Origin of the sequence: Polynucleobacter sp. MWH-CaK5, from assembly GCF_018687615.1 — a bacterium.
Lineage (GTDB): Bacteria > Pseudomonadota > Gammaproteobacteria > Burkholderiales > Burkholderiaceae > Polynucleobacter.
Genome location: NZ_CP061299.1, coordinates 616,903 through 635,779 on the forward strand (window position 1 = coordinate 616,903; position 18,877 = coordinate 635,779).

The following is an 18,877-nucleotide window of genomic DNA, read 5'->3' on the forward strand; positions in this document are numbered from 1 at the left end:
CTCGCTATCCTAAAAGAGTCGACTTAAGCTTGAGCGACTGGAATTTTTCCAATCTTCGCTTGCCACTCTTTAGGGCCTGTGTTGTGCACAGAAGTACCGGTTGAATCAACCGCCACTGTCACAGGCATATCTTGAATGGTGAATTCGTAAATAGCTTCCATGCCTAAATCAGCAAAGCCAACCACTTTCGATTCTTTGATTGCTTTTGATACCAAGTAAGCAGCGCCACCAACAGCCATTAAATAAGCAGATTTGTGTTTCTTGATTGCTTCAATTGCTACTGGGCCACGTTCTGCTTTACCCACCATTGAGATCAAGCCAGTTTCAGCCAGCATCATCTCGGTGAACTTGTCCATGCGCGTTGCTGTTGTTGGACCTGCAGGGCCAACCACTTCATTGCGCACTGGATCCACAGGACCCACGTAATAGATCACACGATTCTTGAAGTCGACTGGTAGCTTTTCGCCTTTGGCCAACATGTCGGCAATGCGCTTGTGAGCAGCGTCACGACCCGTCAACATCTTGCCGTTTAACAAGAGAGTTTGGCCTGGTTTCCAGCTGGCCACTTCCTCTGGTGTGAGTGTGTCTAGGTTAACGCGGGTTGATTTTTCTGTGTTCGGTGTCCAAGCAACATCAGGCCATTCTGAAATTGATGGAGGCGTTAATACAGCTGGGCCATCGCCGTGCAAATGGAAGTGCACGTGGCGTGTCGCTGCACAGTTAGGAATCATCGCCACAGGCAATGAAGCGGCATGTGTTGGGTAATCCATGATCTTCACATCAAGCACTGTTGTTAAACCACCCAAGCCTTGCGCGCCAATGCCAAGAGCATTGACCTTGTCCATGATCTCTAAACGTAATTCTTCAATACGAGTTTTTGGACCGCGGGCAATTAATTCATGAATATCTACTGGAGCCATCAAAGACTCTTTGGCTAAAAGCATGGCTTTTTCTGGTGTGCCGCCAATGCCGATACCTAGAATGCCAGGAGGGCACCAACCAGCACCCATGGTCGGCACAGTTTTAACCACCCAATCAACGATTGAGTCAGATGGGTTCAACATCACCATCTTGCTCTTGTTTTCTGAGCCACCACCTTTGGCCGCACAAATCACTTCAACGCCATCACCTTCAACGATTTCATAATGAATCACAGCTGGTGTGTTGTCTTTAGAGTTAGTACGCTTGCCAGCTGGATCTAATAAAACTGATGCGCGTAATTTGTTGTCTGGATGGTTGTACGCACGGCGCACACCCTCATTGACCATTTCTGAAACGCTCATTTTGGCGTCCCATTTAACGTTCATGCCAACCTTCAAAAATACCACTGCAATACCAGTGTCTTGGCACATAGGACGCTTGCCTTCAGCGCACATACGGCTATTGGTCAAAATTTGGGCAATCGCATCCTTGGCAGCCGGGCTTTCCTCGCGCTCATAGGCTTTGCCTAGGGCCGTGATGTAATCCAAAGGGTGGTAGTAAGAAATGTACTGAAAACCATCAGCGATGCTCTGAATAAAGTCGTCTTGGCGAATTGCACTCATAATTTTTTTATAAAGGTTTGAAAGATAGCTATTTTACCTAGGGAAAGTGGCACTTTACAGATATCGTTTATATGTTTATCTTAAGTGTTTGAGGAAATAGGGCTGATATCCCTGTGGCCCCTAGGGGTAACCCTGATGAGGGCTAAAGTTTATGGCAGTTGTCAGTCAATTGTCAGTCCGCAAGCCTAATCTCGAAAATTGTCTAAAACACTGCCTAGAAAGTAGGAGAAAAGTATGTCCGGTATGGAACAAATGTTGGTAGAAAATCGTGTGTTTAACCCACCAAAAGCATTTGCTAAACAAGCAGCCATCACAAGCATGGATCAATACAAAGCGATGTGCAAAGCTTTTGATAAAGATTTCAATGGTACTTGGGCACGTTTGGCAAAAGAAAACTTATTTTGGAAGAAGCCATTCACCAAAGTTTTGGATGAATCAAAGGCTCCTTTTTACAAGTGGTTCGAAGATGGTTTAACGAATGCTTCATATAACTGTATCGATCGCAATATCAAAAATGGCATGGCTAAGAAAACTGCCATCATTTTTGAAGCAGACGGCGGTGAAGTTTCAAAAGTAACTTATCAAGAATTGCATGACCGTGTAGCAACGTTTGCTAATGGTTTGAAAAAACTAGGCATCAAAAAAGGTGACCGCGTTGTTATCTATATGTCGATGTCAATTGAAGGTGTTGTGGCGATGCAAGCTTGTGCTCGTATCGGTGCGACCCACTCAGTGGTGTTCGGCGGATTCTCAGCCAAATCATTGCAAGAGCGTATTGTGGACGTGGGCGCCGTGGCTTTGATCACAGCAGACCAACAATTACGCGGCGGTAAAGCATTGCCATTGAAGACCATCGCTGATGAAGCTTTGGATTTGGGTGGTTGCGAGAAGCTCAAGCACGTGATTGTTTACAAGCGCACTGGTGGCGATGTGCCAATGAAGGCTGGTCGCGACAAGTGGATGCATGACGTTTCTGCTGGTCAACCTAAAGTATGTGAGCCAGAGTGGGTGAGCGCAGAGCATCCTTTGTTCGTTCTTTACACATCAGGTTCAACAGGTAAGCCAAAAGGCGTTCAGCACTCAACAGGTGGTTACTTGTTGTGGGCGATGTTGACAATGAAGTGGACATTCGATTTGCGCGACAGTGATGTGTTCTGGTGTACGGCTGATATCGGTTGGGTCACAGGACACAGCTATATCGCTTATGGTCCTTTGGCATGCGGTGGTACACAAATCGTTTTCGAAGGTGTGCCTACTTATCCAAACGCCGGTCGTTTCTGGGAAATGATTCAGCGTCACAAGGTATCTATTTTCTACACAGCCCCTACAGCGATTCGTTCATTGATCAAGGCTTCTGATACAGATCCTACAGTTCATCCGAAGAAATACAACTTGAAGAGCTTGCGTATCTTGGGTTCTGTCGGTGAGCCAATCAATCCTGAAGCATGGATGTGGTACTACAAGAATATTGGTGGCGAGAAGTGTCCGATTGTGGATACCTTCTGGCAAACAGAAACTGGTGGTCACATGATCACGCCATTGCCAGGTGCAACCCCATTGGTTCCTGGTTCATGCACATTGCCATTGCCAGGCATCATGGCAGCGATTGTGGATGAGGCTGGTGGTGATATGCCTAATGGCCAAGGTGGTATTTTGGTTGTGAAGCGCCCATGGCCTTCAATGATTCGTAACATTTGGGGTGACCCAGAGCGCTTTAAGAAGAGCTACTTCCCGGAAGAGTTGGGTGGTACTTTGTACTTGGCGGGTGACGGCGCGATCCGTAACAAAGACACTGGTTACTTCACGATCACAGGTCGTATCGATGACGTGTTGAACGTTTCAGGTCACCGCATGGGCACGATGGAAATCGAATCATGCTTGGTTGCTAATCCATTGGTGGCTGAGGCTGCCGTGGTTGGTCGTCCAGACGACATGACTGGTGAAGCGATTGTGGCCTTCGTGGTGCTTAAAGGTAAGCGCCCAACAGGTGACGATGCGAAAAAGATTGCAACAGACTTGCGTAACTGGGTAGGTAAAGAGATTGGCCCAATCGCCAAGCCAAAAGAAATTCGTTTTGGTGATAACTTACCTAAGACACGTTCAGGCAAGATCATGCGTCGTTTATTGCGTGTTTTGGCAAAAGGTGAAGAAATCACTCAAGACACTTCAACGCTTGAAAATCCAGCGATCTTGGAGCAGCTCAAGCACGCTATTTAAGTTTCCTTGACTAGCATCATCTTGTAGTAATTAAGGCCGGTTACCTAACAGTACCGGCCTATTTTCTTAGGTCTGAGTCATAATCTGCATATGGAGATTCGGTCTGAATCAAAAAAGATAGGTTTTTACTACTTGCTGTTCACGGCAGGTTTTTTGCTATTTGTTTACTTCTTAGGTTTGCTTGAGCAGACCAGTGGCTCAGGTATTTGGCTGGGCTATGTTTTCTTATTTGTAACCATTGCTATTTATGCCAGCATTGGACTCATTTCCCGCACCTCTGATATCGGTGATTACTATGTCGCTGGCCGCAAGATACCCGCCATTTTTAACGGTATGGCAACCGCTGCAGATTGGATGAGTGCTGCCACCTTCATTGGCTTGGTCGGTATTTTGTTCAGCTCTGGATATAAGGGTCTCGCATTCATTGTTGGTTGGACGGGTGGCTTTTGTTTGGTGGCGATGTTAATAGCCCCATACATTCGTAAGTTTGGCTCCTACACCATCCCAGATTTCTTATCGATACGCTACAGTCAAGGCAAAGAGGGTGGCAGTAAAGCCGTCAGAGTTGTGGCGGTTGGTGCAACCATCATTTGTTCATTTGTTTATTTGGTGGCTCAAATTCAAGGCGTTGGTTTGATTGTCAATCGTTTCATTGGCGTTGAATTTGGGGTGGGCGTCTTCTTTGGTTTGGCAGGTATCTTGGTCTGCTCTTTCTTGGGTGGAATGCGAGCAGTGACCTGGACTCAGGTGGCTCAGTACATCATTTTCATGATTGCCTTGCTCTTGCCATTGAGCATGATCTCCTACAAAAAGCACAATTCAATTTTTCCTCAGGCAAGCTATGGCAAAGTACTTGAGGAAATTGAGTTTCACGAAAAAGACTTCGAAGTTACTGCAGAAGAGAAGAAGGTTCGTGATTACTATTTAAAGCAATCAATGCTTTTAGACAAAAAAATAAAAGCATTACCAGACTCCTATTTTGAAGGCAAAAAAGAAGCTGAGAGGAAGTTGCAAGAAGCGCGTACCAGCCAGATTCCTCTCAAAGAATTGAAGGCCCTTGAAAAGAGATTCAATGAGTTCCCCAAAGATCCTGGCAGTGCTTATGAGCTTTGGCAGACTCAGAAAAAAGATGCCCAGCTCAAAAGTCAAACGGCCATTCCATCGATGGACCCATCATCCAGTAAGGGTGTGGGCGATTCCAGCCTCGATCAGTTGAATTTTGTTCTTCTTATTTTTTGCTTGATGTTTGGTACGGCCAGCCTGCCTCATATCTTGACGCGTTATTACACGACCACCGGCGTATCAGCAACGCGCTATTCAGTTTTTTGGACTTTGCTATTTGTTGCCTTGTTCTATTTCAGTGTTCCAGCTATGGCAGCGATGGTGAAGTTGGAGCTATTTAAAAATTTGGTGGGGATTTCCTATGCGGATTTACCGAGCTGGATTTTGAATTGGCGAAAATTAGATCCGCCAGTTTTATCAATCATTGATATCAATGGAGATGGCTTCGTTCAGTGGGCAGAACTTTCAATTTCTCCGGACATGATCATCTTGGCTGCCCCAGAGATTATGGGATTGCCTTATGTGATTTCTGGTTTGGTTGCTGCAGGAGCTTTGGCAGCCGCTTTATCAACAGCCGATGGCTTGTTATTGACCATTGCGAATGCGATTTCACATGATGTCTACTATCACCTGGTCAACAAAAGCGCTTCTCATCAGCGACGCGTCACGGTAGCAAAAATTGTTCTATTGGGTGTTGCCTTATTTGCGGCCTACGTCACATCACTGCGGCCTGGAGATATTTTGTTCTTGGTCGGCGCTGCTTTTTCATTGGCAGCGTCCAGCTTTTTTGCGGTGTTGATTTTGGCTGTTTTCTCAAAGAGAATTAATCAATGGGGAGCGATTGCCGGCATGCTCACAGGATTCTTTGTGAGTGGTACATATATCGCACTGAATTACCCCTTTGTGTCACGTATCACTGGCGTGTTTGGGGAGCGTTGGTTTGGTATTGACCCAATTGCATCTGGTGCGTTTGGTATCCCTGCAAGTTTTATAGCTGCATTCGTGGTCTCATATTTGACTAAAGAGAATCCGCCTGTGATTAATCGTTTGGTGGATTACTTGCGCGAGGCTCGGTCTTCGGTTTAAGCAACTTATTTTTTAGGGAATAGCTTTTCCCAGCCATCCGTACCAAGCTTTTCCATGGTTTGCATATTGGTTTCAAAAATAGCTTCAGCTTCTGGAAATGCTTTCACTGCTTCGTCGATGCTGTCCTCGCGAATCAAATGCAGGGTCGGGTAAGGGGAGCGGTTGGTGAAATTTGTGATGTCATCAATGTCGGTGCCTGCAAATTGGTATTGAGGATGAAAGCTCGCAATCTGTAACTCCCCATCCAAATCCAAGTCTTCTAATAATTGATCCGCTAATTCTAGAAAATCGTTGTAATCAAGAAAATCATTCAATACATCTGGATGAATCAATAAAGTCGTGTCTGTTTTTTCGCGAGAAACCTCAGCTAAAAATTCCAACTCTTGAGCCAGGTCTTCTAATAATCCCTCGACGGTTGTGGCTTCACTCACCACATACTTGATTTGCTCTTTGACGTGCACCGCTTTAGCAAAAGGGCAAAGGTTCAAACCAATCACGGCTTTGATTAGCCAATCCTGAGTTTCTTGAATAATTTTGCTGGCATTTTGGGACATAGTTTCCAATTTCTTTGACAGATTGTGTATCGTATAGCCTTATGATTCGTATTACAGAACTGCGTTTGCCCATTGAGCATGCTCCAGAGGAGCTTGAAGCCGCTATCTTAAAGCGTTTGGGCATCTCTTCTAAAGATTTAGTTGATTTTATAGTTTTTAAGCGCAGTTATGACGCTCGTAAAAATATTGCCTTGGCCTTCATTTACACCATTGATGTTTCTGTAAAAAATGAAGAGGCTATTCTGACTAAGTTCGGGCATGATCAACATGTGCGACCCTCTCCTGACACCAGTTATCACTTTGTGGCTCAGGCAAACAGTCAGTCAGACAATTCATTATCAGAACGACCTGTGGTGATTGGCTTTGGGCCCTGTGGCATTTTTGCTGCTTTAGTTTTGGCTCAAATGGGGTTTAAACCCATTGTTCTTGAGCGTGGCAAACAAGTGCGAGAACGCACCCAAGACACCTGGGGTTTGTGGCGTAAAAATGTTCTCAACCCAGAATCCAATGTTCAGTTTGGTGAAGGCGGTGCAGGCACATTCTCGGATGGAAAGCTTTACAGTCAAATCAAGGACCCTAAGTTTTATGGTCGTAAGGTGATTCAAGAATTCATCAAAGCGGGTGCACCTGAAGAAATTGCATACGTTGCAAAGCCGCACATTGGCACCTTCCGCTTGGTGGGTGTTGTTGAAAAGATGCGCCAAGAAATCATCAGCCTGGGTGGTGAAGTGCGTTTTCAACAAAAAGTCACAGGCTTTGAGATCAAAGATGGTGAGATGGCAGGCATTAATTTGGAGAGTGGTGAAAAATTGGCCGCTCGTCATGTGATCATCGCGCTTGGTCACAGTGCGCGCGATACTTTCAAGGCATTACATGAGGCTGGTGTTTATATTGAACCTAAACCTTTCTCAGTTGGCTTTAGGATCGAGCATCCGCAATCATTGATTGATCGAGCTAGACTCGGACCGCACGCAGGCAATCCTTTGATTGGAGCAGCCGATTACAAGTTGGTACACCATGCCAAAAATGGTCGAGCGGTTTATAGCTTTTGTATGTGCCCTGGTGGAACTGTTGTGGCCGCCACTTCAGAAGAGAACAGGGTAGTCACCAATGGCATGAGTCAATACTCTCGTAATGAGCGCAATGCTAATGCAGGTATTGTGGTGAACGTTGACCCCGAGGATTACGGTGGTAGTGCTGAGAACCCCTTGGCAGGCATTGATTTTCAAAGAGCGCTTGAGTCCAAGGCTTTTGAGCTGGGTGGCAGGAACTACGAGGCACCTGGTCAATTGGTGGGTGACTTTATTGCTGGTCAGACATCGACTGAGTTTGGCAAAGTCATTCCGTCTTATAAGCCAGGTGTTCATCTAACTGATTTGGCGCAGGCGTTGCCTGATTTTGTGATTGAAGCGATGCGAGAGGCTTTGCCTGCATTTGAGAAAAAGATCAAAGGCTTTGCCATGCACGATGCTGTTTTAACTGGCGTAGAAACCAGAACTTCCTCACCTTTGAGGATTACCAGAGGAAGCAATTACCAGAGCTTGAACGTCAGGGGCTTGTACCCGGCTGGTGAGGGTGCAGGTTATGCCGGCGGTATTTTGTCAGCAGGCGTAGACGGCATCAAAGTTGCCGAAGCCTTGGCCTTGGATTTGGTCAAGCAACAATCCTAAGGCTATCTTTTACTAAATCTTCTCTTTCTGAGTTTATTCAAGGCGTAGATGCCATAAGCAATGATTGGTGCCGATGCGCCACCAATCAACTCTGCAGGCACCATGAAGCCCAGTTCCTTTACGCCTTTGGCCATATAGATGATCAAGCTGACCGCATAATAAGTTAATACTAGTACGGACAAGCCTTCGACTGTTTCTTGCAAGCGAAGTTGTAATTTGGCGCGACGGTCCATGCTAGCCAATAGTTCTTGTGTTTGACTTTCATTGACGTATTCGATGCGCGTTCTCAAAATTTGAGTGGTGCGTGAAATACGATCGGACAACTCACGCAAGCGACGTTGAGTCCATGAGCAGGTGCTCATCGCTGGAGCAAAACGGCGATCCATGAATTCAGACAAGGTTTGCACACCCGGTAAAGAGGTCTCATTCAACTCCGTCAAATTCTTTTCTACCAATTGACTGTATGCCTCTGCGGCAGTAAAGCGTAGACCATGCTCTGAAATCCATTCTTCAATTTTCGAGGCCAAGGCCGAAATTCGCTCTAAAAACTCACCGTCTTGATGGTGGCTTGAGTCATCTTGACCTCGTGCCATTGAAATTTGTTTTGATAATTCAGATAACTCAGCTTCGGCATTGCGCAAAGGTCCGGATAAGCTTTTAGCAACAGGGAATGCCAACATCGAAGCCATGCGGTAAATCTCAACTTCAGTGATGCGACGTGCCACACGACCTGCTTGACGAGAGCCCATGCCTACATGAGGCACCAAATATGAAATATAACCATCCTCATTGACTTGTAAATCAGTCCAGATTTGAGCTTTTTGAGTGCTAAGAATCGTACTGCCCAGGATGGTGCTTCCCGGGAATAAGTTAGATACTTCAGTTGCACCTGAAAATAATGGTCGATCTTCAAAGGCAATATCAATCGCTGAAATCCTAAGGCCTCCCGCCTCATGAATAGGGGGGACATTCAAGCTAGCAAGAAGTTGATTCACATCAGCTTCAATCTTTTCACGTGTCAGCATCGGTGCATCATTGATGAGCTCTGCTTGCTGGACGATTGCTGAGATTGAAGAGAACTCACCGTGAAGTTCCCATTTGATAATGACGCGATGAGGAGCTGGCTTTAATTCAATGATTCGAAAAGTTTGACCATGGTTGGGGTCAATTGCTTGCTTCGATTGTGCGCTGAGTGAGTTCACCCAATCCATTTGCTTTTGGCGATCTGTGCCACTGAGCATAAAAGCTTGATTAAGGATGCGATCCCTTGGCCAAAGAGCCACTGGTGGGCGGGCATGAACCTCTTCGTGAAGAACCGTTCTTAGTGGATGATCGTATGAACGCATGCCCAATCTCTTTGCAATGAAAATAATAGACGTAATACTATCATTCGGAGCTTGTGAAGCCGACTTTCTTTGTCCTTAAAAACAATAAAACCTTCCGGGGGAAGGCTTTGTGAGTCTATGAACTGCTTGGATGCTTCAATCACTCAATGAGAGAAGGGTATCTTATTGGGTGATTGATGTCTTAGTGACTTCTAGATTGCCCAGCTGCTCTTTGATTTGCTTTTAAGCCACCTTTAGCTTTCCATTCTTCAAAGCCACCTTGCAAGATTCGTAAATTGTCATAACCTGCCATGCGCAAGGCAAAACCTGCTTGTGCAGATAAGCTGCCTGTGTTGCAGTAAATCAGAACTGACTTGTTCTTGGGGATTTCATTACGCTTATTCAATACTTGGCGCCACTCGATGTTCACGGCGCCTGGAATATGGCTTTTATCAAATTGGCCTTTGTCGCGAGCATCAATGATGAACATCTTTTTATATTCCTCTTCTGGAATTTGCTCAGCAAAAATGACGCCACCACCATAGTCAACAAAATCAAGATAACCAGCCATTTCATCGATCACGATGGCTTTGTTATCGGCTATGGCCAATGAAGTGTTGAAGACAATAAACAGGGTAAAAATAAATTTAAACATGATGATCAAAAATATATGGAATTTTTTAGAATAAATATTGAGGGCAAATAATTAGTGAGCAAAAAAAATGGCTGGTGGATACCAGCCATCTTCATAAGAACAGCTTGGCTAATTACTTAGCGCCGTCCAAAATCCATTTAACAACTGTCTTAGCATCAGCTTCGCTGATAGCAGCGTTGCCTGGCATTGGGATTGGACCCCAAACACCTGAACCACCAACTTTTACTTTCTTAGCTAATTTGTCAACAGCGTCAGCCTGACCTTTGTATTTAGCAGCGATGTCTTTGTATGAAGGGCCAACTACTTTTTTGTCTACAGCGTGGCAACCCATACAAGCATTTTTGCTGGCGATTTCTTTTGATGCAAATGCTGGTGCAGACACCATCAATGCAGATGCTACTAATGCGCTAATCAATTTCATGTGTTCTCTCCAAGTGATTACAAAACTACCTAACTAAATGAAATTATAAAAATGACTGTTCAAAAAGTTAAGAGGGTATTAATACTTAGCTGTTAGCAAAAACCACTAAGTGATTAGCACCTAAGTTGTTATTTTAGCCAAACATTTTACTTTTCGCAGATTTATATTTTCTGCATTGATATGGCCCTAATAAAGAGGGTTTTAATGACCTTAAGGTTTGATTTAAATCATGTTTTGTATGCCCAGTAACAGTAAGATGTGGGCTAGGAGATTTTATGAACAATATCAATCGTTGGTTTCTTGGCTTTGCTGCTTTGATGGGCGCAACAGCAGTCATGGCGGGAGCATTTGCGGCTCACGGCATTCAAAAAGTGATTCAAAACCCATACTTGATCCAGGTGTTTCAAACAGCTGTTTTGTATCAAATGTTTCACACGCTGGCTTTGCTCGGGGTGGTGGCTTTGATGATCCAGGGAAAGCCTAATAGAGCCCTCAGTATTGCTGGGGTCCTCATGATTGTAGGAACCGTGCTTTTTTCAGGCAGTCTTTATGTCCTTGCCTTGGCTTCTTGGGCAGTTGGCATGATCACTCCCGTGGGTGGTTTCTTCTTAATTGCTGCTTGGTTTACATTGGGCGCAGCAGCAATTACTTATAAAAAATAATTAATTAAAGAGTTCCATAAATTCATCCCAAATCATGGGGGAATTAACAAACTTTATTGATTTATGCTAGATTAGAACCATGAGAGTTGCTACCAAAGGTCGTTACGCTGTTATTGCAATGGTTGATCTAGCGAATTTTTTCGCATCCGATCAGCCTAGCCAAACTTTGGCTTCAATTAGCTCAAGACAAAAAGTATCTTTGAGTTATTTGGAGCAGTTATTTGCCAAGCTGCGTCATGCTGGCTTGGTTGATAGCATGAGGGGTCCTGGCGGCGGCTATACCTTGGCCAGAAATCCAAAAGATATCTCTGTGGGCCAAATCATTTTGGCAGTGGATGGCATCATGCCTGAGCAGCAAGATCAACAATTGGCTTGCCACGCACTATGGGATACCTTGCATCATGAAATGCTGGGTTACATGAACTCCGTTTCACTCTTTTCTCTTTTAGATCCTGAAACAGCTAAACAAATTGCGGCTGGTGTTAAATCAGGCAAGACCCAGTTTGAAGCTGTTGCAAGTACTTCATTGAAGAAAAAGGCTGGTAAAGCAGTCGCTAAAGCACCTGTTCTGAAAAAGAAAGCCAAGCCTGGCCCGGTGGTGAGCTCAGTATTTAACTGGGGATCTTATTTACTCAAGAAGAAGAAAACAGCTTGACGATTGCTGTTTCCTTTTTCGTTTGACCAAGTACTACCTTCCAATTTTTACGTGCAAGCAGGTTTTCTCTTTCCTGTGTAACATCATCAGAGCTTAATCAAGGGTGTTATGAAAGAAATCGAAGTCAAAGTCGCTTGGCAGGGTCAAAGTGATTGCCAAAATTGCTCAATACGAAGTTCAGTCTTATTCGCTGAATTAAATGAGGATGACTTTGCCAAGATTCATGCTCCCATAGATGATTTCCATTTTGAGGCTGGCGCAAAAATATACGAGCAATCTGCCCAAGGCCAGCATGTCTATACCTTGCGCAAAGGCTTTATCAAGTTGTTACATCTTAATGAGGATGGCACAGAGAGAATTGTTCGCCTGATCAAGCAAGGTGATTTGTTTGGTATGGAAGCCCTGTTATCAGCTCCTCATGAAAATGCCGCAATCGCTTTGACTCCTGTGCACCTTTGCCGCTTACCGGCAAGCTTAATACTTAGTTTGGGTGAAGAGTCTCCACGTTTACACCGTCAGATGATGAAGAAGTGGGGCGAGGCATTGTCTCAATCTGAAACTTGGTTTTCACAGCTTAATACTGGACGAGCTGATTTGCGGATTGGCCGATTTTTATTGGCTTTGGCCAAAGAAGAGAATGGCCTAACGCGTTCACCTTTATTCAAGCGCGAAGACATGGGCTTAATGATGGATATCAAGTTGGAGACTGTGAGTCGATCTTTAGCAAGTTTGAGCGAAAAAAATCTCATCACAGAAGTCTCACGATCTTACGTCAACATTCCCGACCTAGAGAAACTCAAGAAATTCTGTCAGCAGGGTGCTTGAGCTAAAAATTTCAGCTCAAGATTCCAATCAAGACCCTTGCCAACGAGGCGGTCTTTTTTCACCAAACGCTTGAACACCTTCCTTGAAATCAGAGCTGCCATAGCAGGCTTTGATTAAATCATCGCAATCAGGTAATTGATGTTGATGGATTCGGCTGATCGTCAACTTGGATGAGCGAATAGTTAAGGGTGCCAAATGCATGACTTTTTCAGCCATGGTTCTGGCAATTGATTCAAGTTCTGTACCATCCGCCACAGTGTGAATGTAGCCAGAAGAGAGCAATTCATCAACCTTGATTAGTTCTGCCAATATCAACATTCGTTTGAGTGTTGGGATCCCTAAGTGGGCCGTCAATCTTGCAATATTGGTTGGCGATAAACAGTTGCCCACTGTTTTGGCAATCGGTGCGCCAAAGCGTGCACTTGGATCGGCAATTCTAAAATCACAAGCGGTCGCAATTGCGAGGCCACCACCAACAGCCAAGCCATCGATGATGGCAATGGTTGGCATCGGAAGTTGTTCTAGGGCATCAATGTGAAGATCAATCAATGCTTCGTAGTCAATGCCATCCTGACCATCTTTGAATGATTTGAATTGTTCAATGTCAGTGCCTGACACAAACGACTGCCCACCAACTCCTCGGAAAATCACTGCTTTGATGGTTTTGTCAGTGTGAAGTTTTTCACAAATGGTTTTTAGGTCGCCATACATCGACCAGGTCATCGCATTTCTGGCAGCAGGGCGATCAAAAGATACCCAGGCAATCGCACCATCAATCTTTAGATGAACTTTTCCTGATGCGTCCGGGTTAACTGTATTTGTATCGCTCACGAATCATTGCTCCACTGAAAACGCGCCGTCTTGTTCAAACACTTTGATTTGATCAGCGGTAAATCCTGCCTCTTTTAGAACTTCATGCGTGTGCTCACCGAGCAAAGGAGGGTGGCGACGAACTTGTTGAGGTGTGCCTTGCATCTTCACAGCAAAACCAATATTAGGAACTTTGCCTTCTAATGGATGATCAATTTCTATCTTCATTTGACGATGTTGGCCGTGCTCGCTGGCAAAGGCTCTAGGGTAGTCCAAGATTGGACCTGCTGGAATACCTTTGGCCAGTAATTCATCGATCCAAACATTGGCGTCTTTGGCAGCAAAAGACTTCTCTAGTTCATCGATGATGTATTCACGATTGGCTAAACGATTGGAAATTGTTTTGCAGAGATCATCATTGAATAAATCATCGCGCTCCAAGATCTCACATAATTTTTGCCAAAGCTTGTTATTCGTTGCGCCCATCACAAAGTATTCATTCTTTGCTTTGACGGCTTGGTAGGGTGCGCTCATACGATTAGCGGTGCCCAAAGCAACAGGAGGTTTGCCGGTGCCCCAATACTCAGCGGTATCCCAAATTGAGAAAGCCAAAGCTGAGTCAAACAATGAGGCGTCAATGTATTGACCTTGCCCTGTATTCTTAGCGCCAATGTAGGCTGACAAAATGCCATAAGTCGCAAATAGTGCGCAACCGATATCGGCCACTGGCACACCCGCTTTAACAGGTCGGCCATCACCATGACCCGTCATGGCCATCACGCCTGACATTGCTTGAGCCATCAAGTCAAATCCTGGGCGATCTGCCCAAGGACCGCTTTGACCAAAGCCAGAGATGCTGGCATAAACCAAGCGAGGATTAATTTTGCTTAAAACTTCGTAAGAAACACCTAATTTTTTCATGACCCCTGGTCGATAGTTTTCAACCAAGATGTCGGCATCTTTGACTAATTCAAAAAGAATTTTTTTGCCTGCATCAGATTTCAAATTGATCGTGATGCTGCGTTTATTGCGATTCATATTTAAAAAGCCCATGCTATCTGGGCCTTTCATTTTGAATCCCATTGCGCCCCGTGTTTGATCCCCAGAACCTGGAGGTTCTATTTTGATTACATCAGCCCCCATGTCTGCCAATAGCATGCAGGTGTATGGGCCAGCCATTACTTGGCTGATATCTAGAACTTTCACGCCCACCAGGGGCAGTGGGCGTGAAGTTACTCCAGTTTGGGGTGATGTCATTACTCAGCCTTTACGTTCAACTCTTTAACAAGTTTTGAGTACTTGGTGAGTTCAGCTTTTAAGAATGCTGAGAACTCATCTGGTGTTTGAGGACCAGCTGTTTGCAAACCTTGTGCATCCAAAGTTGTTTTGTTCTTTGGGTCGTTCATAGCAGCACGAACCGCAGCATCAATTTTTGCAACCATATCTTTAGGCATATTTTTTGGACCCATCACTGAGTACCAGTTAGTCACTTCAAAACCTTTGATGCCTACTTCTTCAAATGTTGGAACATCTGGAAGAATTGACAAACGCTTCGGTGTTGAAATAGCCAAAGGCTTTAACTTACCAGCGCGAATGTGTGGCAATACTGGTGGCAAAGTATCAAAGTTCATGTTGATCTGACCAGCCATCAAGTCAACAATCGCTTGACCACTGCCTTTGTATGGCACGTGATTCATTTGAACTTTAGCAATCTTTGAGAACAAAGCGCCAGCCAAGTGCTGTGTGCTACCGATACCTGATGAACCGTAAGTCATTTGACCTGGATTGTTTTTTGCCAAGCTAATAAGCTCTGGAATATTTTTTGCAGGAATTGATGGATGTAACACTAGTACGTTAGGTACATAGCCAACATAAGTGATTGGTGTGAAATCTGTACCAGCATTAAATGGCACTTTTGGCAAAACAAATGGAGCGATCGCATTTGAATTTGAGTGACCCATCAACAATGTGTAGCCGTCTGCTGGAGACTTCGCCACAACGTCTGCACCAATCGTACCAGCAGCGCCAGCTCTGTTTTCAATGATGATGTTTTGGCCTAAGATTTCGCTCATTTTTGGTGCTAATGCTCGCGCCACAATGTCTGTGCCGCCACCTGGAGCAAAGCCTACTACCAAACGAATTGGTTTATTTGGCCAAGCTGCTTGAGCTAAAACTGGGGATGCCAGTACTGAAGTTGTTAATGCGGCCACGGCTGTGGCAATGATTTTACGTCTTGTGTTCATGATCTCTCCTCGTTGAACAATGATTACTACAGTTCTAAAAACTTACCCTTACTTCTAGTTACATCAAACTACAAATACATAAGTACAAAAAATTAAAACTTTTACAGCAATACAAAATCAAACAAACACTAAAAATCTACTTCAAATGCATTTCCAAAATTCGTGCTACGTGCAATGCTTCTCTGTCAGCACCATCTTTAATTTGATGGCGGCAGCTTGAGCCGTCAGCCAAAACAATCGCATCAGGCGCTTGGCGAATCGCAGGGAGTAATTGCAACTCAGCCATTTGCAAAGAAACTTGATGATGTTCACTTTCATAACCAAAGCTACCGGCCATGCCGCAGCATGAAGACTCAATCAACTGTGGTTGAGCCTGCGGAATCATTTTGAGTAATGTGATGATTGGTTTAACGGCATCGAATGACTTTTGGTGGCAGTGACCGTGCAACAAGATTTGTTGCTCACAAGCTTTTAGTTCTGGAGCAAAGCGACCAGCATTTGCTTCTGAAACTAAAAACTCTTCAAATGTCTGACTGCCTTTGGCCAATGTTTTGGCTGAATCATCAAAACCCATTACCAAAAACTCATCGCGCAAAGTCAAAATGCAAGAAGGCTCTAAGCCAATGATCGGAATATCCTTCTCTGTGTAGCGCGAGAAAGCATCCAATAATTCTTGTGCGCTGGCACGAGCCTCATCCACCATGCCACTGGCCAAATAAGTTCTGCCGCAGCAATAGTGACCTTGCTTTTTCTGAGGAATGTGAACGGTATAGCCGCTGGCCTCAAGAACATTGACCGCTGCTTTGATATTTTCTGTTTCAAAGCAACCGTTGAATGTGTCTGCCCACAAAACCACAGGTTTGGCGCTGGCGAACAATGCTTCTTCGGTGTTGCCGATCATTGAGCGCCAAGCTGTGTCACGACGCCAAGTTGGCAAACTGCGTTTGGCTGATATCTGTGTGAGCTTTTCACCTAAAAAGGCCAGGCCAGGAATCTTATTCCTTAAGTTCAACATAAATGCCAAACCAGGGATGGCTGCAATGTGATGAGAGTAGCGTGGTAAATGAGCAATCAAGCGATCTCTGAGAGTCCAGCCATGCGATTTTTTGTAATGGCTCAAATACTCAATCTTCATTTTTGCCATATCAACGCCAGTAGGGCACTCTCGCTTGCATCCTTTACAGCTGACGCATAAATCAAAAGCTTCTTTGACATCTTCTGATAAGAAGGCATCTTTACCTAATTGATTCGATAGGGCTAGGCGCAATGTATTGGCGCGACCTCTGGTCAAGTGTTTCTCATCACGGGTCACTCGATAGCTAGGGCACATCGTGCCAGCATCAAACTTGCGGCAATGACCATTGTTGTTACACATCTCAACAGCTTTTGCAAAACCACCACTAGGATCGCCGCCTGTTCCAGGTGCTGTTGTTTTTTCAGTCACTGGATCATTTTGCACATCCCAGTTTGACCAGTCCAAAGAGGTCTTGAGTGGAATCACACGGTATGTTTGAGGAAATCTGAACAAAGACTCATCATCCATTTTTGGAGGGTTGATGATCTTGCCTGGATTAAACAAATTATTTGGGTCAAAAGCGTGTTTGATTTCGCCGAGTGCTTCCGTTAACTTGGGACCAAATTGCCACTGGATCCACTCACCGCGACAGATGCCATCGCCGTGTTCGCCACTGAAGGCACCTTTATAGCGTTTGACCAATGCAGCTGCTTCTTCAGCAATCGCACGCATCTTCTGTGCGCCACCGCGACGCATGTCTAGTATCGGGCGAACGTGCAGGGTACCCACAGACGCATGGGCATACCATGTGCCGCGCGAGCCATACTTTGAGAACACTTCGGTGAGATCTTGGGTGTACTCAGCCAGGCTCTCCAAAGGAACAGCGCAGTCTTCAATGAAGCTCACTGGTTTGCCATCGCCTTTTAAGCTCATCATGATGTTCAAACCAGCTTTGCGAACTTCCCATAAATTCTTTTGAGACTCCGCGTTAATCATCTCTACCACGCAACCAGGGTGGCCTAAGTCAGCCATCAAGGTGACCAAGTCTTTAACTTTTTGTTCAAGAGGGGTGAGTTCTTCACCAGAGAACTCCACCAATAAAATAGCTTCAGGAGTTTTTCCTGCGACATCAATCAAAGCAGTTTCAATCACTGATTTAAATGCAGGGTTGCTGCGTGATAAATCAATCATGGTGCGATCGACCAATTCAACAGCGGATGGCTTTAATTTAACAATGTGCTGTGCGCTGTCCATCGCTTCATAGAAGCTGGTGAAGTTAACCACGCCCAAGGTTTTATGTTTTGGTAGTGGCGATAGTGCAAGGCGCAATTGTTTGTAATAGGCCAAGCTGCCTTCGCTGCCGATCAAGAGGTGAGCTAAATTCACCTGACCGTCTTGTGTGTAAGGGCGCTCACTTTGATTATTGAATATATCTAAGTTGTAACCTGCAACTCGGCGCATCACTTTGGGCCACTTCGCTTCAATCTCTGCTTGATGCTGGTGTGCCAATGATTGAACAAATTGACCAAGCTCTAAGGCTTTGCCACTGGCATTTTTCATTAAACCAAATGAAGCTTCTTGACCATCGGCCAACCAAGCATCAACGCCTAAGACGTTGTGAACCATGTTGCCGTAGGCAATTGATCGACTGCCGCAAGAGTTGTTACCGGCCATGCCGCCAATGGTTGCTTGTGCAGCGGTTGAGACATCAACCGGATACCAAACTTGGTGTTTTTTGAGGGCTGCGTTCAGGTGGTCCAGCACAATGCCCGGCTGAACATCCACATACCCTTGCTCAAGATTGATATCTAAAATATTTCTGAAGTATTTGGTGTTATCAATCACCAATGCAGGACCTGTTGTTTGACCACATTGACTGGTGCCGCCACCGCGAGGCAAAACAGGAATACCAAGATCAGCAGCAATTTGAATTGCTGCAACAATGTCTTGTGCAGTTTTTGGCACAAAGACTGCCACTGGCATAGTTTGGTAAATAGATGCATCGGTGGCATAGCGCCCACGACTGGCCACATCAGTCATCACCTCGCCAGACGTTTCAGATTCAAGCCGCTTGGCTAGAAACTTGGTGTCAATCATGACTTCTTTGTATGCGAGTGGTTTGTTCATGCTTTG

Annotated in this window: 15 protein-coding genes; 6 read left to right on the forward strand and 9 right to left on the reverse strand. The window is 45.0% G+C overall.

The window, feature by feature from the left end:
- Window positions 1–23: 23 nt before the first annotated feature.
- Window positions 24–1,544, reverse strand: a complete 1,521-nt coding sequence (locus tag GQ367_RS03245; protein ID WP_089515524.1) for a fumarate hydratase — start codon at window positions 1,542–1,544, stop codon at window positions 24–26.
- A 234-nt stretch (window positions 1,545–1,778) separates the two neighbouring features.
- Here GQ367_RS03245 and acs point away from each other — a divergent pair, with 234 nt between their 5' ends.
- Together acs and GQ367_RS03255 are read left to right on the forward strand one after the other, a co-directional pair.
- On the forward strand, window positions 1,779–3,761 hold the full coding sequence (acs, locus tag GQ367_RS03250; RefSeq protein ID WP_215291426.1) for an acetate--CoA ligase: 1,983 nt from the start codon (window positions 1,779–1,781) through the stop codon (window positions 3,759–3,761).
- A gap of 90 nt (window positions 3,762–3,851) precedes the next feature.
- Window positions 3,852–5,909, forward strand: a complete 2,058-nt coding sequence (locus GQ367_RS03255; RefSeq protein ID WP_215291428.1) for a sodium:solute symporter family protein — start codon at window positions 3,852–3,854, stop codon at window positions 5,907–5,909.
- A gap of 5 nt (window positions 5,910–5,914) precedes the next feature.
- On the opposite strand, the gene GQ367_RS03260 is transcribed toward GQ367_RS03255, so the two are convergent.
- On the reverse strand, window positions 5,915–6,463 hold the full coding sequence (locus GQ367_RS03260; RefSeq protein WP_215291430.1) for a DUF1415 domain-containing protein: 549 nt from the start codon (window positions 6,461–6,463) through the stop codon (window positions 5,915–5,917).
- Window positions 6,464–6,504: 41 nt separating this feature from the next.
- Between GQ367_RS03260 and GQ367_RS03265 the strand changes: the two genes are divergently transcribed.
- The gene (locus tag GQ367_RS03265; protein WP_215291432.1) at window positions 6,505–8,133 is read left to right on the forward strand and encodes an NAD(P)/FAD-dependent oxidoreductase; all 1,629 of its coding nucleotides are present in this window, start codon (window positions 6,505–6,507) and stop codon (window positions 8,131–8,133) included.
- Between the two features lie 2 nt (window positions 8,134–8,135).
- On the opposite strand, the gene GQ367_RS03270 is transcribed toward GQ367_RS03265, so the two are convergent.
- The 3 genes from GQ367_RS03270 to GQ367_RS03280 all read right to left on the reverse strand — a co-directional run bounded on the left by GQ367_RS03270 (window position 8,136) and on the right by GQ367_RS03280 (window position 10,534).
- The gene (locus GQ367_RS03270) at window positions 8,136–9,479 is read right to left on the reverse strand and encodes a DUF3422 domain-containing protein (protein ID WP_215291434.1); all 1,344 of its coding nucleotides are present in this window, start codon (window positions 9,477–9,479) and stop codon (window positions 8,136–8,138) included.
- Window positions 9,480–9,660: 181 nt separating this feature from the next.
- Window positions 9,661–10,113 (reverse strand): rhodanese-like domain-containing protein, encoded by a 453-nt coding sequence (locus GQ367_RS03275; protein WP_215291436.1) that lies wholly within the window; start codon window positions 10,111–10,113, stop codon window positions 9,661–9,663.
- 112 nt (window positions 10,114–10,225) lie between these two features.
- Complete coding sequence (locus GQ367_RS03280; RefSeq protein ID WP_215291437.1) at window positions 10,226–10,534, reverse strand: c-type cytochrome; 309 nt, start codon at window positions 10,532–10,534, stop codon at window positions 10,226–10,228.
- A gap of 275 nt (window positions 10,535–10,809) precedes the next feature.
- Here GQ367_RS03280 and GQ367_RS03285 point away from each other — a divergent pair, with 275 nt between their 5' ends.
- The 3 genes from GQ367_RS03285 (at window position 10,810) to GQ367_RS03295 (ending at window position 12,676) form a co-directional block, all read left to right on the forward strand.
- Window positions 10,810–11,196 carry a DUF423 domain-containing protein gene (locus GQ367_RS03285; RefSeq protein ID WP_251370201.1) on the forward strand — a complete coding sequence of 129 codons (387 nt, stop codon included), beginning with the start codon at window positions 10,810–10,812 and terminating at the stop codon, window positions 11,194–11,196.
- Window positions 11,197–11,275: 79 nt separating this feature from the next.
- A complete protein-coding gene (locus GQ367_RS03290; protein ID WP_215291439.1) occupies window positions 11,276–11,851 on the forward strand; it encodes an Rrf2 family transcriptional regulator in 576 nt (191 codons plus the stop codon).
- A 108-nt stretch (window positions 11,852–11,959) separates the two neighbouring features.
- Window positions 11,960–12,676, forward strand: a complete 717-nt coding sequence (locus GQ367_RS03295) for a Crp/Fnr family transcriptional regulator (protein WP_215291441.1) — start codon at window positions 11,960–11,962, stop codon at window positions 12,674–12,676.
- 27 nt (window positions 12,677–12,703) lie between these two features.
- On the opposite strand, the gene GQ367_RS03300 is transcribed toward GQ367_RS03295, so the two are convergent.
- The 4 genes from GQ367_RS03300 to GQ367_RS03315 form a co-directional block, all read right to left on the reverse strand.
- Window positions 12,704–13,507 carry an enoyl-CoA hydratase/isomerase family protein gene (locus GQ367_RS03300; protein WP_215291443.1) on the reverse strand — a complete coding sequence of 268 codons (804 nt, stop codon included), beginning with the start codon at window positions 13,505–13,507 and terminating at the stop codon, window positions 12,704–12,706.
- Between the two features lie 3 nt (window positions 13,508–13,510).
- The gene (locus GQ367_RS03305; RefSeq protein ID WP_215291445.1) at window positions 13,511–14,743 is read right to left on the reverse strand and encodes a CaiB/BaiF CoA-transferase family protein; all 1,233 of its coding nucleotides are present in this window, start codon (window positions 14,741–14,743) and stop codon (window positions 13,511–13,513) included.
- Complete coding sequence (locus GQ367_RS03310; RefSeq protein ID WP_215291446.1) at window positions 14,743–15,729, reverse strand: tripartite tricarboxylate transporter substrate binding protein; 987 nt, start codon at window positions 15,727–15,729, stop codon at window positions 14,743–14,745. The genes GQ367_RS03305 and GQ367_RS03310 overlap by 1 nt, the downstream gene beginning before the upstream one ends.
- A gap of 136 nt (window positions 15,730–15,865) precedes the next feature.
- Window positions 15,866–18,871, reverse strand: coding sequence for an FAD-binding and (Fe-S)-binding domain-containing protein (locus tag GQ367_RS03315; RefSeq protein ID WP_215291447.1), 3,006 nt, complete (start codon window positions 18,869–18,871; stop codon window positions 15,866–15,868).
- Window positions 18,872–18,877 lie beyond the last annotated feature (6 nt).

What these genes read in the sequence shown, in the direction of transcription:
- GQ367_RS03245 (WP_089515524.1), bottom strand. Translation starts at nt 1,544, where the DNA reads ATGAGTGCAATTCGCCAAGACGACTTTATTCAGAGCATCGCTGATGGT.
- acs (WP_215291426.1), top strand. Translation starts at nt 1,779, where the DNA reads ATGTCCGGTATGGAACAAATGTTGGTAGAAAATCGTGTGTTTAACCCA.
- GQ367_RS03255 (WP_215291428.1), top strand. Translation starts at nt 3,852, where the DNA reads ATGGAGATTCGGTCTGAATCAAAAAAGATAGGTTTTTACTACTTGCTG.
- GQ367_RS03260 (WP_215291430.1), bottom strand. Translation starts at nt 6,463, where the DNA reads ATGTCCCAAAATGCCAGCAAAATTATTCAAGAAACTCAGGATTGGCTA.
- GQ367_RS03265 (WP_215291432.1), top strand. Translation starts at nt 6,505, where the DNA reads ATGATTCGTATTACAGAACTGCGTTTGCCCATTGAGCATGCTCCAGAG.
- GQ367_RS03270 (WP_215291434.1), bottom strand. Translation starts at nt 9,479, where the DNA reads ATGCGTTCATACGATCATCCACTAAGAACGGTTCTTCACGAAGAGGTT.
- GQ367_RS03275 (WP_215291436.1), bottom strand. Translation starts at nt 10,113, where the DNA reads ATGTTTAAATTTATTTTTACCCTGTTTATTGTCTTCAACACTTCATTG.
- GQ367_RS03280 (WP_215291437.1), bottom strand. Translation starts at nt 10,534, where the DNA reads ATGAAATTGATTAGCGCATTAGTAGCATCTGCATTGATGGTGTCTGCA.
- GQ367_RS03285 (WP_251370201.1), top strand. Translation starts at nt 10,810, where the DNA reads ATGAACAATATCAATCGTTGGTTTCTTGGCTTTGCTGCTTTGATGGGC.
- GQ367_RS03290 (WP_215291439.1), top strand. Translation starts at nt 11,276, where the DNA reads ATGAGAGTTGCTACCAAAGGTCGTTACGCTGTTATTGCAATGGTTGAT.
- GQ367_RS03295 (WP_215291441.1), top strand. Translation starts at nt 11,960, where the DNA reads ATGAAAGAAATCGAAGTCAAAGTCGCTTGGCAGGGTCAAAGTGATTGC.
- GQ367_RS03305 (WP_215291445.1), bottom strand. Translation starts at nt 14,743, where the DNA reads ATGACATCACCCCAAACTGGAGTAACTTCACGCCCACTGCCCCTGGTG.
- GQ367_RS03310 (WP_215291446.1), bottom strand. Translation starts at nt 15,729, where the DNA reads ATGAACACAAGACGTAAAATCATTGCCACAGCCGTGGCCGCATTAACA.
- GQ367_RS03315 (WP_215291447.1), bottom strand. Translation starts at nt 18,871, where the DNA reads ATGAACAAACCACTCGCATACAAAGAAGTCATGATTGACACCAAGTTT.